The sequence below is a fragment of the Limnohabitans sp. DM1 genome (assembly GCF_001269385.1).
Classification (GTDB): Bacteria; Pseudomonadota; Gammaproteobacteria; order Burkholderiales; family Burkholderiaceae_C; genus Limnohabitans_A.
The window spans coordinates 21,507-34,041 of record NZ_CXOO01000045.1; the positions used below are offsets into that span (position 1 = coordinate 21,507).

Annotated in this window: 10 protein-coding genes; 3 read left to right on the top strand and 7 right to left on the bottom strand. The window is 60.3% G+C overall.

The window, feature by feature from the left end:
* Nucleotides 1-150 precede the first annotated feature (150 nt).
* On the bottom strand, nucleotides 151-1,374 hold the full coding sequence (locus AMM33_RS16820; RefSeq protein ID WP_090142438.1) for an MFS transporter: 1,224 nt from the start codon (nucleotides 1,372-1,374) through the stop codon (nucleotides 151-153).
* 233 nt (nucleotides 1,375-1,607) lie between these two features.
* Between AMM33_RS16820 and corA the strand changes: the two genes are divergently transcribed.
* Nucleotides 1,608-2,594, top strand: coding sequence for a magnesium/cobalt transporter CorA (gene corA, locus AMM33_RS16825; protein WP_090142439.1), 987 nt, complete (start codon nucleotides 1,608-1,610; stop codon nucleotides 2,592-2,594).
* A gap of 7 nt (nucleotides 2,595-2,601) precedes the next feature.
* On the opposite strand, the gene AMM33_RS16830 is transcribed toward corA, so the two are convergent.
* The 4 genes from AMM33_RS16830 to AMM33_RS16845 form a co-directional block, all read right to left on the bottom strand.
* Complete coding sequence (locus tag AMM33_RS16830) at nucleotides 2,602-3,363, bottom strand: 5'-methylthioadenosine/adenosylhomocysteine nucleosidase (RefSeq protein WP_090142440.1); 762 nt, start codon at nucleotides 3,361-3,363, stop codon at nucleotides 2,602-2,604.
* 95 nt (nucleotides 3,364-3,458) lie between these two features.
* Nucleotides 3,459-5,141, bottom strand: coding sequence for a long-chain-fatty-acid--CoA ligase (locus AMM33_RS16835; RefSeq protein ID WP_090142441.1), 1,683 nt, complete (start codon nucleotides 5,139-5,141; stop codon nucleotides 3,459-3,461).
* Nucleotides 5,142-5,268: 127 nt separating this feature from the next.
* Nucleotides 5,269-6,687, bottom strand: a complete 1,419-nt coding sequence (pntB, locus tag AMM33_RS16840) for a Re/Si-specific NAD(P)(+) transhydrogenase subunit beta (RefSeq protein ID WP_090142442.1) — start codon at nucleotides 6,685-6,687, stop codon at nucleotides 5,269-5,271.
* Nucleotides 6,688-6,704: 17 nt separating this feature from the next.
* On the bottom strand, nucleotides 6,705-8,306 hold the full coding sequence (locus AMM33_RS16845; RefSeq protein WP_090142443.1) for a Re/Si-specific NAD(P)(+) transhydrogenase subunit alpha: 1,602 nt from the start codon (nucleotides 8,304-8,306) through the stop codon (nucleotides 6,705-6,707).
* Nucleotides 8,307-8,523: 217 nt separating this feature from the next.
* Here AMM33_RS16845 and AMM33_RS16850 point away from each other — a divergent pair, with 217 nt between their 5' ends.
* Both AMM33_RS16850 and AMM33_RS16855 read left to right on the top strand, forming a co-directional pair.
* Nucleotides 8,524-9,018 carry an NUDIX hydrolase gene (locus AMM33_RS16850; RefSeq protein WP_090142444.1) on the top strand — a complete coding sequence of 165 codons (495 nt, stop codon included), beginning with the start codon at nucleotides 8,524-8,526 and terminating at the stop codon, nucleotides 9,016-9,018.
* A complete protein-coding gene (locus AMM33_RS16855) occupies nucleotides 9,015-9,776 on the top strand; it encodes a sulfite exporter TauE/SafE family protein (RefSeq protein ID WP_090142445.1) in 762 nt (253 codons plus the stop codon). The genes AMM33_RS16850 and AMM33_RS16855 overlap by 4 nt, the downstream gene beginning before the upstream one ends.
* Nucleotides 9,777-10,033: 257 nt before the next feature.
* Here AMM33_RS16855 and AMM33_RS16860 read toward each other — a convergent pair whose 3' ends face one another.
* Both AMM33_RS16860 and AMM33_RS16865 read right to left on the bottom strand, forming a co-directional pair.
* Entirely contained in the window at nucleotides 10,034-11,452 is a 1,419-nt protein-coding gene (locus tag AMM33_RS16860; RefSeq protein ID WP_194945518.1) for a GDSL-type esterase/lipase family protein, read from the bottom strand.
* 83 nt (nucleotides 11,453-11,535) lie between these two features.
* Nucleotides 11,536-12,534 carry an SGNH/GDSL hydrolase family protein gene (locus AMM33_RS16865; protein WP_194945519.1) on the bottom strand — a complete coding sequence of 333 codons (999 nt, stop codon included), beginning with the start codon at nucleotides 12,532-12,534 and terminating at the stop codon, nucleotides 11,536-11,538.
* Nucleotide 12,535: the final 1 nt, after the last annotated feature.

Below are 12,535 nucleotides of genomic sequence, written 5' to 3' on the forward strand. Positions count from 1 at the left end.
AAGCAGGACTCCGAAATCACCCTGTGCGGGTGATTCAGCCCCACTATGCGCCCGCCCACCACGAAAAGCAACACACGATCAGGTAACCCCCACCTGCGGTCCAGCATTACCCACAAACGGGTGTAAGGGTGTTATCGTGCGCAATGAATTTCATGCCCGCTGGGCACTGTTGGCCTCATGCAAGCGGATGTGCCCAGCCAACCAGACAGAGGCCACACTGGCCACCACCCCCAAAAATCCTGCCACCCAGTAATGGGTCAAATACCCCTGTGCATCACGGCCAATGATCAGGCCCGAAACCATCGCCGCCAAGCCCATGGCGGCCGATTGAACAGCTGAATTGAGCGTCATGAATGTGCCCCGAAGGCGCGGCTCCACAGCCGAAGACACCAAGGCCATGCCGGGAATCATGCGCCCACTCATCAAGGTAAAAAACAGCGTGGAAATGGTCAGCAACCCTGCCAAAGGCAATCCCTCAGACAAGGTCGTGGCCATCAGGGGCACCGCCACAGCCAAAGCCAGGCGTTGAAACACCACCACCTTGCCTGCGCGATCGGTCAACCGACCAAAATACCGTGAAGACAACAAGGTTGCCAGACCTCCCAGCAAATACACCCAAGGCACCTGTTCGGGCCGCATGCCCGAGTTCGATTGCAGATAAATCGTGATGTAGGGAATGACGGTGAAGCCTGCAAACATCATCAAAGCCGACAAGGCAAAGGCTTTGAGGTGGTTGGCATCGGCCAACACCTGGCCAATGCTGCGCCAGACCGAGACGCGGTGCGGATGGTGCAGATGCGCATCCAGGCGCGGCAGCGTTTGCCAAGCCGCCAAACACAACACCCCCACCAGCATGGCGATGCCAAAAAACGGCGCGTGCCAGCTCAGATGCGCAGCAAGAAACAGGCCCATTGGCACACCCGCCACGGTCGACACAGAAAACGAAGTCATGACCACAGCCATGGCACGTCCGCGCCGCTCAAAAGGAATCACATCGGCCACAATGGTTTGGGACAAAGCAGACAAAACCCCGCCAAACAACCCAGCCGCCACACGGGCCACCATGAGCCAGCCATAGCCCGGCGCCAAACCGCATGCCAGGGTGGCCAAACCAAACAAGGTGTACATACTCAAAAGCAAACGTTTGCGGCTGAACTGGTCCACATAGGTGGCAGCCACCACGCCCGACACCCCCGCTGACAAGGTATAGGCCGACACGAGCAGGCCAAATTCCGCGTTGCTGATGCCAAAAAGCTGGGTGAACTGAGGCCCCAAGGGCATCATGATCATGAAATCAAGAATATGGGTGAACTGGATGCCAGCCAGGGTCAGCAAAAGCCAACGCTCACGCCGAGGCGTCAAAGATGCAGTCATGTGAATATGCTCGGTCAATCGTGGGAATCTAACACCCTCTCGGCGTGGCTCGCAAACAGTGCCCGTGTGCAGTGCGATAATCAAGCCTCATTTTTTGGAGACACCCACCGTGGAAACTACCCCGAGTCGGTAGCTTTCGAACGCATTGAGCACCCCGCCCATCGTTCGAAAGCTGCAGCAAAACTTCGCCGCCCCTTTGAACTTTTGGCAACTGGCCATTTTTCGGATTCGCCATGCTCAACATCTTCACCCTCGCCAACGGTCGCCTCTTTCAGGAAGAGATCGAGTCACTGGAAGAACTCTCCCGCTTTCAGCCCATCTGGGTCGACCTGGAGTCGCCCACGCTCGAAGAAAAACGCTGGATCAAGCAGTATTTTGGCCTGTCCATCCCGGAAGACGCGATGGACGAGGACATCGAGGAATCGGCCCGTTTCTATGAAGAAGACAACGGCGAGCTGCACATCCGCTCTGACTTTCTGATCGCCGACGAAGACGAGCCGCGCACGGTGCGCTGCGCCTTCATCCTGAACCAGCACAACGCCGACCTGAAAAGCCAAGGCGTGCTGTTTTCCATCCATGACGAAGACGTGCCGGTGTTTCGCCTGCTGCGCATGCGCGCACGCCGGGCACCCGGCCTGATCGAAGACGCCAAGGAAGTGCTGCTCAAATTGTTTGATGCCGACGCCGAATATTCGGCCGACACGCTCGAAGGCATTTACGACAAGCTCGAAACTGCCGGCAAAAAAGTGCTGTCAGGTGACGTGACCGACGCCATGGCCGGGGAAGTGCTGGGCGCGATTGCGCGGCAAGAAGACTTGAACGGCCGCATCCGCCGCAACGTGATGGACACGCGCCGCGCCGTGAGTTTCATGATGCGCTCCAAGATGCTCAACGCCGAGCAGTTCGAAGAAGCCCGCCAGATCTTGCGTGATATTGACTCGCTCGACTCACACACGGCTTTTTTGTTCGACAAGATCAACTTCCTGATGGATGCCACGGTGGGTTTCATCAACATCAACCAGAACAAGATCATCAAGATTTTCTCGGTAGCCAGCGTGGCCTTGCTGCCGCCCACCTTGATCGCCAGCCTGTACGGCATGAACTTCCAGTACATGCCCGAGTTGTCCCAAAAATGGGGCTATCCGTACGCCCTGGCGCTGATGGCCGCCAGCGCCGTGGTGCCCATGTGGTATTTCCGCCGTCGCGGCTGGCTCAAATAAAGCGCACTCAAGCGGGTGGGCGCTTGGCCAACCACTGCGACAAAATGGCCCGGCTATACCGGCTGGCCACCTCACGGATGAAGCGCTTGAAGTCGGTGTGCGCCGTGTCGTCTGCGCGGTCCGAGATGGTGCGCACAGCCGCAAACGGCACGCCATAGTCCAAGCACACCTGCGCCACCGCTGCGCCCTCCATCTCCACTGCCAACGCATCTGGCAAGGCTTGGCGAAGCGCCTGGCTTTCGGCGTTGGTCGAGACAAAGCGGTCTCCGCTGACAATCAAGCCGCAGTGCAACTGGGGCGAATTCAATTGAAACTGGGCCAAAGTCTGAGAGCCCAAATGCTGGTCCGCTGCTTGCAGCACCTGCTGCGCAGCCTCGGCCAGTTGCGCAGACAAAGCCGCATCGGACTCAAAAATTGCCCGGCCATACAGCGGCACCTCGTGCTGGGGAAACAGTGGCGAGGCATCCATATCGTGCTGCACCAAGCCGATGGCCACCACCACATCGCCCACGCGCACCCCCTGCCCCAAGCCGCCTGCCGCGCCGGTGAACACCAGGGCATCGACCCCAAAGCGCTCCAGCATCACTGTGGCGGTGGTGGCTGCCGCCACTTTGCCAATGTGCGAGAGCACCGCCACCACCGAGTGGCCTTGCCAGTGGCCCACCCAAAAGTCGCGCCCCGCCACCGTCACGCGTTGCTCATCAGGCATGTCGGCCAGCACAGCCGCCAGCTCTTCGTGCAGGGCACTCATGATGCCGATCACCGCCATGAATCACTTCTGCTTGTGTACGTGAAATTGAAAACGGCCACAAGAAAACTTGTGGCCGCCAGAAACTGCCCCGACGCATCCGCGCCAGGTCCACATCAGGCCTTGCTGCGTAACTCGCGCCGCAAAATTTTGCCCACAGGCGTTTTGGGCAACTCGGTGCGGAACTCGATCACTCGGGGCTGCTTGTAAGCGGTCATGTTCTCGCGGCAGTAAGCGATGATCTGCGCCTCGGTCAGAGCGGGGTCTTTCTTGACCACCACCAATTTCACCGTCTCGCCGGTTTTTTCGTCGGGCACACCGATGGCTGCGCACTCCAGCACGCCAGGGCAAGCAGAGGCTACTTCCTCGACTTCGTTGGGGTAGACGTTGAAGCCGCTGACCAAAATCATGTCTTTCTTGCGGTCAACGATCTTGAAATAGCCACGCTCGTCCACTGTGCCCACATCACCGGATTTGAAATAACCATCGGCAGTCATGACCTTGGAGGTTTCATCAGGGCGCTGCCAGTAACCCGCCATCACCTGTGGTCCCTTGATGGCTATCTCGCCGGGCATTCCCACCGTGGTCACTTCCTGGCCATCGTCGTCGAGCAACTTCATCCAGGTACCGGGAATGGGCACGCCAATCGTACCGGTGAACTCGGTGCTGGTCGTTGGGTTGCAACTGGCCGATGGGCTGGTTTCGGACAAGCCATAACCTTCGCAAATCGGGCAACCTGTTTTCTCAAGCCACAGCTTGGCCACGTTCGGCGTCACCGCTGTGCCGCCACCCAAAGACACTTTCAGATTGGACCAGTTGACGGTGCCGAAATCCGGGTGATTGGCCAGACCATTGAACAAGGTGTTCACAGCCGGAAAGCTGTGGAACGTGTGTTTGGACAGCTCTTTGAGGACTGCAGGCAAGTCACGCGGATTGGGAATCAGGATGGTTTTGCCGCCCATGCGCAAACCCAGCATCATGTTCACCGTGAACGCGAAGATGTGGTACAGCGGCAAAGCGCACACCGATGTGGGCTGCTGCCCAGCGGGAATGCGCTTCATGACGGGCTCGTTCCAGGCCTCTGACTGCAGCACGTTGGCAATCACGTTGCGGTGCAGCAGCACGGCGCCCTTGGACACGCCGGTGGTGCCACCGGTGTACTGCAGCACCGCGATGTCATCGGCCGACAGCTCGGGCTTGCGAAAAGCCTGTTGACGACCTTGACTCGTTGCATCATTGAATCTGACGGCTTGCGGCAAGTTGAAAGTCGGCACCATCTTCTTGACATGGCGCACCACGTAATTGACCAGGCTGCCTTTGAGCAAGCCCAGCCGGTCACCCATAGAGGCCAGCAACACATGCTGTACAGGGGTTTGGGCGATGCATTTTTCCAGGGTTGCTGCAAAATTTTCGATGATCACAATCGCTTTGGCGCCTGAGTCCTTGAGCTGGTGCTCCAGTTCGCGGGCGGTGTACAGCGGATTGACGTTGACCACCACCAAACCGGCCCGCAAGATGGCCGCCACGGCCACTGGGTACTGGGGCACATTGGGCATCATGATGGCAACACGGTCACCTTTGATCAAACCCAGAGACTGAAGATAAGCGGCCAGGCCTAAGCTTTCTTGGTCGACCTCGGCAAAGCTGAAATCTTTGCCCATGAAACTGTAGGCAGCACGGTCTGAAAATTTGGAAAAACTCTCATCCAGCAAACTGACCAGGGAGTTGTATTGGGTCGGATCAATGTCCGACGGGACGCCTTCGGGGTAACTGTTCAGCCAAACGGGATTCAGGTTCATATGGGGTTCTCCTGAGAATCAGTCTACCGCATATCTGACATCTGACTGACGCTAAAAACCTCGGGTTTACGCGAAAAAAAAGGGGCGAAAAAGGCTCGCCCCTTGTGTCCAAAAATGAGTTGAGGTCTTAAGCCTTCAAAGCCATCAACACCTCATCGAGCATCTTTTTCGCATCGCCAAACAACATGCGGTTGTTCTCTTTGTAAAAGAGCGGGTTGTCCACCCCTGCGTAGCCGCTGGCCATGGAGCGCTTCATCACAATGCTGGTGCGGGCCTTCCAGACTTCGAGCACCGGCATGCCGGCAATCGGGCTGGTCGGGTCGTCTTGCGCGGCCGGGTTCACGATGTCGTTGGCACCAATGACGATGGCCACATCGGTGTCCGGGAAATCGTCGTTGAGTTCGTCCATCTCGAACACGATGTCGTAAGGCACTTTGGCCTCGGCCAGCAAGACGTTCATGTGGCCCGGCATGCGGCCCGCTACGGGGTGGATGCCAAAGCGCACGTTCACGCCTTTGTCACGCAGTGTCTTGGTGATTTCGAACACCGTGTGCTGGGCTTGCGCCACGGCCATGCCGTAGCCTGGCACGATGATCACGTTCTTGGCGTCGCGCAACATTTCGGCGGTCTCGGCGGCCAAGATGGGGCTGACTTCACCTTGCGGCTCGGCCGCTTCGCCCGTGGGCTTGGGCGCGGCAGCCGTGGTGCCAAAGCCACCGGCGATCACGCTGATGAAGCTGCGGTTCATGGCGTTGCACATGATGTACGACAAAATCGCGCCACTGGAGCCCACCAAGGCACCGATCACGATCAACAAGTCATTGGAGAGCATGAAGCCCGTGGCCGCTGCGGCCCAACCGGAGTAGCTGTTGAGCATGGACACCACCACCGGCATGTCAGCGCCGCCAATGGCCATGACCATGTGGATGCCAAACAGCAAGGCGATGGCGGTCATGATGAACAAGGGCACCATGCCCTCTTCCACCGTCTGGGCGTGCATGAACTCACGACCGAAGTAAATCACCGCGATCAAACCCACCAGGTTCAGCCAGTGGCGAGCGGGCAGCAACAAAGGGCTGCCGCCGATGCGGCCGGACAACTTGCCAAATGCCGCGACCGAACCCGAGAAAGTCACCGCGCCGATGAAGATGCCGATGTAGATTTCACCCGCGTGGATGGCGTGCGCCGCACCTTCCAAATTCTTGGAGGCTTCTGGATCCACATAAGTGGCGTAACCCACCAGCGCTGCGGCCATGCCGACCATGCTGTGCATGAGCGCCACGAGTTCGGGCATTTGCGTCATCTGCACTTTGCGCGCAGCGTACAGACCAATGAGCGCGCCCACCAGCACGGAGCCCACGATCATGGGAATGCCTTCGGCAGTGACTTGAGGGCCAAAGATGGTGGCCAGCACGGCCAAGCTCATGCCGATCATGCCGTAGAGGTTGCCGCGCCGTGCGGTTTCCTGGTTGGACAAACCACCCAGGCTGAGGATAAAGAGAATGGTCGCGCCGATGTAGGCGACCGTGGCCAGACTTGCAGACATTCAGGGTCTCCTTCTTCTTATTTGCGAAACATCGCCAGCATGCGCTGGGTGACGGCAAAGCCGCCAAACATGTTGATGGCCGTCAGCACCAGCGCCAAAGAGGCCAAGATGGCGATCAGCGTGTTGGGACGCCCAGCTGCAGCCAAGGGCGAAATCTGCACCAGCGCGCCGATGGCGATGATGGAGCTGATCGCGTTGGTCACGCTCATGAGTGGGGTGTGCAAAGCGGGCTTGACGTTCCAGACCACCATGTAGCCCACAAAGCAGGCCAACACAAACACCGTGAAGTGCGACAGGAAGGCCGCTGGCGCATATGCGCCCACCAGCACCAACAGCACAGCAGCCACCGCCGACACGATGAGCAACTGACCCACGGGCATGGGGCCTGAAGGCTCGCCATGGCCGTGGCCTTTTTTGGCGGCAGGCGCGGCAGCGGGCTTGGGCGCGGGCTTGGGGGCTGCCACCAGAGGTGGGGCAGGCCAGGTGATTTCACCGTTTTTGATGACCGTCAGGCCCCGAATGGCGTCGTCTTCCATGTTGACGTTGATCACGCCGTCCTTGGTCTTGCACAGCTCTTCCGTCAGGCGGAACAAGTTGGTGCCGTACAGGGTGGACGATTGACGCGCCATGCGCGAAGCCAGATCGGTGTAACCCACAATCGTCACGCCGTGCTTGACGACGGCTTTGCCGGGTTCGGTCAACTCGCAGTTGCCGCCTTGCTCGGCGGCCATGTCCACGATCACGCTGCCGGGCTTCATGCTCTTGACCATCTCGGCGGTGATCAACTTGGGCGCGGGTTTGCCGGGGATCAGCGCGGTGGTGATGATGATGTCGCACTCTTTGGCCTGCTTGGCGTACATCTCGCGCTGCGCGGCCTGGAAGCCTTCGCTCATGACCTTGGCGTAACCGCCGCCGCCCGAGCCTTCTTCTTCGTAATCCACCTTGACGAATTCACCGCCGAGCGACACGACCTGGTCGGCCACTTCGGCACGGGTGTCGTTGGCACGCACGATGGCGCCCAGGCTGGCGGCCGCGCCAATGGCGGCCAAACCGGCCACACCGGCACCGGCGATGAACACTTTGGCAGGAGGGACTTTGCCCGCAGCCGTGATCTGGCCGTTGAAGAAGCGACCAAACGCATTGGCTGACTCGACCACCGCGCGGTAACCGCTGACACCGGCCATGGAGGTCAGCGCGTCCATCTTCTGGGCGCGGCTGAGCGTGCGGGGCAGTGCGTCAATGGACAGCGCCGTGACTTTTTTGGCCGCGAGCTGCTGCATCAAATCGGGGTTTTGGGCGGGCCACAAAAAGCCAATCAAGGTCTGGCCTTCGTGCATCAGCGCCACTTCGTCGGGTGTGGGTGCACGCACTTTAAAGACGATGTCGCTGCCGCTCCACAGTGCTGCCGCGCTCGGCGCAATCGTGGCACCGGCTTCGACATAGGCCGCATCCGACAGGTCGGCGAGCTCGCCCGCGCCCTGCTCCACCACCACGGCAAAGCCGAGTTTGACCAGCTTGGTCACCGCATCGGGGACCGTGGCCACCCGTTTTTCACCGGGAAAAATTTCCCGGGGTACGCCAATGCGCTGGGGCGTGGCGGCTGTATCGCCTAACTGCATGAATGTCTCCTCGCTGAATTCACAAAAAACATGACTAATCCTCCAGCTTAACCGAAGTCAGCCTTTTCAACCTTGGGGCAAGCCCTGCTCTTAGCACTTGATGCGCAAAAAAACGATGCATCAGCACGCACCAATACGTATCGCGCCACAGATCTTTTATTGGGTGACAGATTGGTGTCCCTGGCCCTTGACATGGCTGGCACCGATAATCACGGCCATGGACACACGCTGGAAACCCAATGTCACCGTCGCCGCCATCATCGAGCGTGATGGCCGCTACCTGCTGATTGAAGAACACACTCAGGAAGGCTTGCGCCTGAACAACCCTGCGGGCCACCTGGACCCGGGGGAATCACCCGCTGAAGGCTGCGCGCGTGAAGCCCTGGAAGAAACCGCTCACCCATTCACCCCTACGGCCCTGGTCGGGGTTTACCTTTCGCGCTTTCAGCGACCGGCCACCGGCGAAGACATCACGTACTTGCGCATGGCCTTTTGTGGCTCCATAGGCGATCTGCAAGCCGACAGGCCCTTGGACAGCGGCATCGTGCGCACCCTTTGGATGACCCCCGAGGAAATCCGACAAAGTGCAGCGCGACACCGCAGCCCACTGGTTTTACGCTGCATCGAAGACCATCTGGCCGGTCAACGCTACCCCTTGGCCTTGATCTACACAGACGAAGCTGTCGCTGCACTGCCTCCCTTGATGGCATGAACACCTTGATTTTTGAGTCTATCTGGCTGGTCACCGGCGCCGCCGCATTGGGCGCCGGGGTGCTCAATGCCATTGCCGGTGGCGGAAGTTTTCTGACCTTTCCAGCACTGGTGTTTGCGGGCGTGCCGCCCCTGGCGGCCAATGCCACCAGCGCCATGGCCGTCAGCCCCGGCTACTTGGGCAGTACCTTGGGTTTTCGGGCAGAAATTCAGGCCCTTCCACGCAGCACTGTGCAGCGTGAAGTTGCCGTGGCCGCCCTGGGTGGTCTGATGGGCGCGGGCTTGTTGTTGGTCACTCCTGCACGCCTTTTCTCGGGACTGGTGCCCTGGCTGCTGCTGTTGGCCACCATCTTGTTTGCAGCAGGCCCTTGGATCGCAAAGCGCAACCAAGGACTGGGTCACCCCACCTGGCGCCTGCCGGGCCTGCTGGCCGTGGCCATTTATGGCGGTTACTTCAATGGCGGTCTGGGTATCTTGCTGATGGCGCTTTACACCTTGACGGGCGAACAGCGCCTGAACACGGTCAACGCGCTCAAAAACCTCAACTCATTTGTGCTGTCGCTGCTTTCGGTGGCCGCCTTCGCCGTGGCGGGGGCCATCGTTTGGCCGCAAGCGGTGTGGATGATGGCGCTGGCCACCCTGGGTGGCTGGGCAGGTGCGCGCCTGGCCAAACGTCTGCCCGTGCGCTGGGTCCGATGGCTGGTGATCGGCACCGGCCTGGTGATGAGCGCGGTGTTTTTCAGCCGCCTGCCCGCTTGATTCGGCACCAGACTTGTCGGGCCATCGCTTTCAAGCAAACACCGCAAAAACATCCTCTGGACATTGCAGTTGTCGGCTTGAGCCCGACAAGCGGCCGATGCCCAAGCCCGCATTGTCGGAGCTGAAGCTCCGACCTACAGGAGAACGGCTGTTGCAGTAGATCGGTGGCTTCAGCACCGACATGCAGCCCATGTCCCATCCCAGATGCCGATCAAGCCCTCACACAACGCTGAGCCACAAACCCAGAGTGCAAACAGTCAGTCGGCCGCGGATGGGGCGGGGGAATGGGCAAACACGGTAGGGTTCCAGCCTATATCTTGTGCAAAGCTTTGGGCCAGGCGCTGGTAGCCGGGCACCGTGAAGTGAATCAGGTCGCGGGCCATGAGTGGGGGGGTCTGTTTGACCCAGCGATAAGCCCCACCGGCCCCACCCATGGCTTCGAGCATGCTCCAGTATCGGCAACCGTGCGCTGCCGCCACCTGCTGCTGGATGCGGCCAATTTGGGCATGCACCCGGGTGAAACGCAACAAATCTGCCCCTCCGGCCAGCTCGCGCCGGGCAGCAGGGGCCTTGCCCCCTTTTGCAGGCGAACTAGACTGCGCGTTGCCATGGGCGATTTGCAGGCTGGCAGCAGGCGTCAACTTTTGCGATCGACGCACCAGCACGCCCCGATCGCCCGGCGCCACCAGCACACATGCGGCTTGGGGAAACTGGCTGCGCCATGCAGCCACCGAGGTTTGCAACATCTGGGTATAGGTCGACGCGTCAAAGGGCTGCACATTGCCCTCGTTGGTGCCGAACTCCAGCACCACCACGTCGTAAGCGGCAGACCCCCACCAAGCCGCCAAATCGTCAGACCGGGCCTGCCTCCAGCCCGCCACGGTGGCACCAGGGTAACCAAACACATCAAGCTGCAAGCGCGTTTGAGCAGGCAGCGGCCACTCCAGACCTTGCCACCTGAAAGCCCCTTGCACCAGGCGCAAATGCACGGTGGACAAAGGCGCGTCGCCCACCAACTCCAGCACCGCCGGGCCTTCGGGGCCTTGCAAGTCGATGCGCTGCTCCTGGCCGTCGTCCACCCGAATGGCCAAGCTCATCGGGGAACTCGTTTGCTGATACAGCCAACGCACAGACAGCTTGTCGGGCTGAGCTTGGGCGTTTCTCAAGTCCCAGGCCAGCCATGCACCTTCTTGCTGACTGAACAAATTGACCAGACCCGGCCCAGTGGCAGATGCGGCGCTGGCCACATGCGCGGGCTCATATTGCCAATGGGGACTCACGCAGCTTTTACGCAAGGGCAAGCGCACCCCTGCGCGGTTCATGTTGGCGGGCAAGAAGCGGCTGCTGACCTGATCCGCAGGCAATTGCGACAGGCGCACCAGTTCACTGGTAAAAAACCCCGCAGCCAAATGACTGTCACCCCAGATGCCCACGCGCAAGGCTTGTGCAGGCTGGGCTGGCTGCCAAAAACGCGCCGTTGGCCGGGTGACGCCCGGCAGGCTCACTGGCACATCTGCGTTCAGACGGAAATCCTGCACCTGGCTTTGCACCGCCTCGTCATCAGGCACCTCGGGCGGATCGGTATCGACGGGCTTGGCTGCACGGGGTTTAGCGCGTGCAGGCGTGCATTCCAGGTCGGGGGCATGGGGCGAGGTCTGCACGCGCAAGCTCGTCACCGTCAACCGTGGCTGGGCAAGGCACGCCCCCACCCAGCCCAGCAAAAGACAGGCAGCGCCAGCCCAACAAAGTGGCCTGCGCCTCATGGCTGAATGGCCTGTTCAATGTGATCGAGCAAAGCCTTTTTGATGCGGTTCAAGCCAGAAGGCGTCATGTGGATGCCATCTTCAGCCCGCAGGTTGAGGGGATGCCCAGCCTCGTCGATGATGAATTTCTGAAAAGGCTCCGAAAGCTTGCCAATCAAGGGTTCAGTGGCCAGATAGTCCATGCCCCAGGCCTTGGCCCGCGCCTGGAAAATCCGGTTTTGCAGCGCCGCCCCCTCGCGGATGCGGCCCTCACGCATGGAGGGCAAACCCAGCCAGATCACCCGCACCTGCCGCTGCGCCGCTGCTGACAAGATTTCATCAACCCGCAAGGCGTAGTTGAACGCCCAGTCGGGGGATGGAAAACCATGCCGCTGGCCATCCACCAGCATGTCGGCCGGGTCATTGGGGCCCAGAAACATCACCACCAGGGTCAGGTTTCGGGCGTCCATTTCCTCCTGGATGCGTCCCGGCCAATCAAAGTATTTGCGCACCGTCAGGCCCGTGCTCTGGCGGCTCAAATCGAGCATCTCCCAATCGGGGTGCTGCGCGGACAAGGCCCGCATCACCAAGGGCGCCACGCCTTGCATCATGGAGTCGCCCGCAAACAGGATGCGTTGCGGGCCGGGCAAGAGTTTTTGTTGCTGCAAACCCGGTGCAAAAGCGCCAGTGTCAAGGGGCTCGGGCAGCGGCCCCAAGACGGGGGGCTGCGGTGACTGATCCACCGCTACGGCCGGCGCAGGCTCGGTCCAGCCGTTGGGCGTGGGCCAGGCCAGGCGAAACAAGGGCTTGGGGGCACCTTGGCGCACATGCGCATCGAGCCAGCGCGAAGGCGCAAACACCACATCGGCCGCGGCCTCGGGCAGGGCCGACTCCAGGCTCAGGTGATAACGCCCGCCCAGATAGCGCTCCAGAGAAGTCAGCCAACACACACTCACGATGAGGCCCATCAGGGGCAGCATCCAGCTCAATTGGCGCTCAGACAAACGATCAGACATT

Excerpts from the sequence above, each read along its gene's own strand:
- AMM33_RS16820 (WP_090142438.1), bottom strand. The coding sequence starts at position 1,374 with ATGACTGCATCTTTGACGCCTCGGCGTGAGCGTTGGCTTTTGCTGACC.
- corA (WP_090142439.1), top strand. The coding sequence starts at position 1,608 with ATGCTCAACATCTTCACCCTCGCCAACGGTCGCCTCTTTCAGGAAGAG.
- AMM33_RS16830 (WP_090142440.1), bottom strand. The coding sequence starts at position 3,363 with ATGGCGGTGATCGGCATCATGAGTGCCCTGCACGAAGAGCTGGCGGCT.
- AMM33_RS16835 (WP_090142441.1), bottom strand. The coding sequence starts at position 5,141 with ATGAACCTGAATCCCGTTTGGCTGAACAGTTACCCCGAAGGCGTCCCG.
- pntB (WP_090142442.1), bottom strand. The coding sequence starts at position 6,687 with ATGTCTGCAAGTCTGGCCACGGTCGCCTACATCGGCGCGACCATTCTC.
- AMM33_RS16845 (WP_090142443.1), bottom strand. The coding sequence starts at position 8,306 with ATGCAGTTAGGCGATACAGCCGCCACGCCCCAGCGCATTGGCGTACCC.
- AMM33_RS16850 (WP_090142444.1), top strand. The coding sequence starts at position 8,524 with ATGGACACACGCTGGAAACCCAATGTCACCGTCGCCGCCATCATCGAG.
- AMM33_RS16855 (WP_090142445.1), top strand. The coding sequence starts at position 9,015 with ATGAACACCTTGATTTTTGAGTCTATCTGGCTGGTCACCGGCGCCGCC.
- AMM33_RS16865 (WP_194945519.1), bottom strand. The coding sequence starts at position 12,534 with ATGTCTGATCGTTTGTCTGAGCGCCAATTGAGCTGGATGCTGCCCCTG.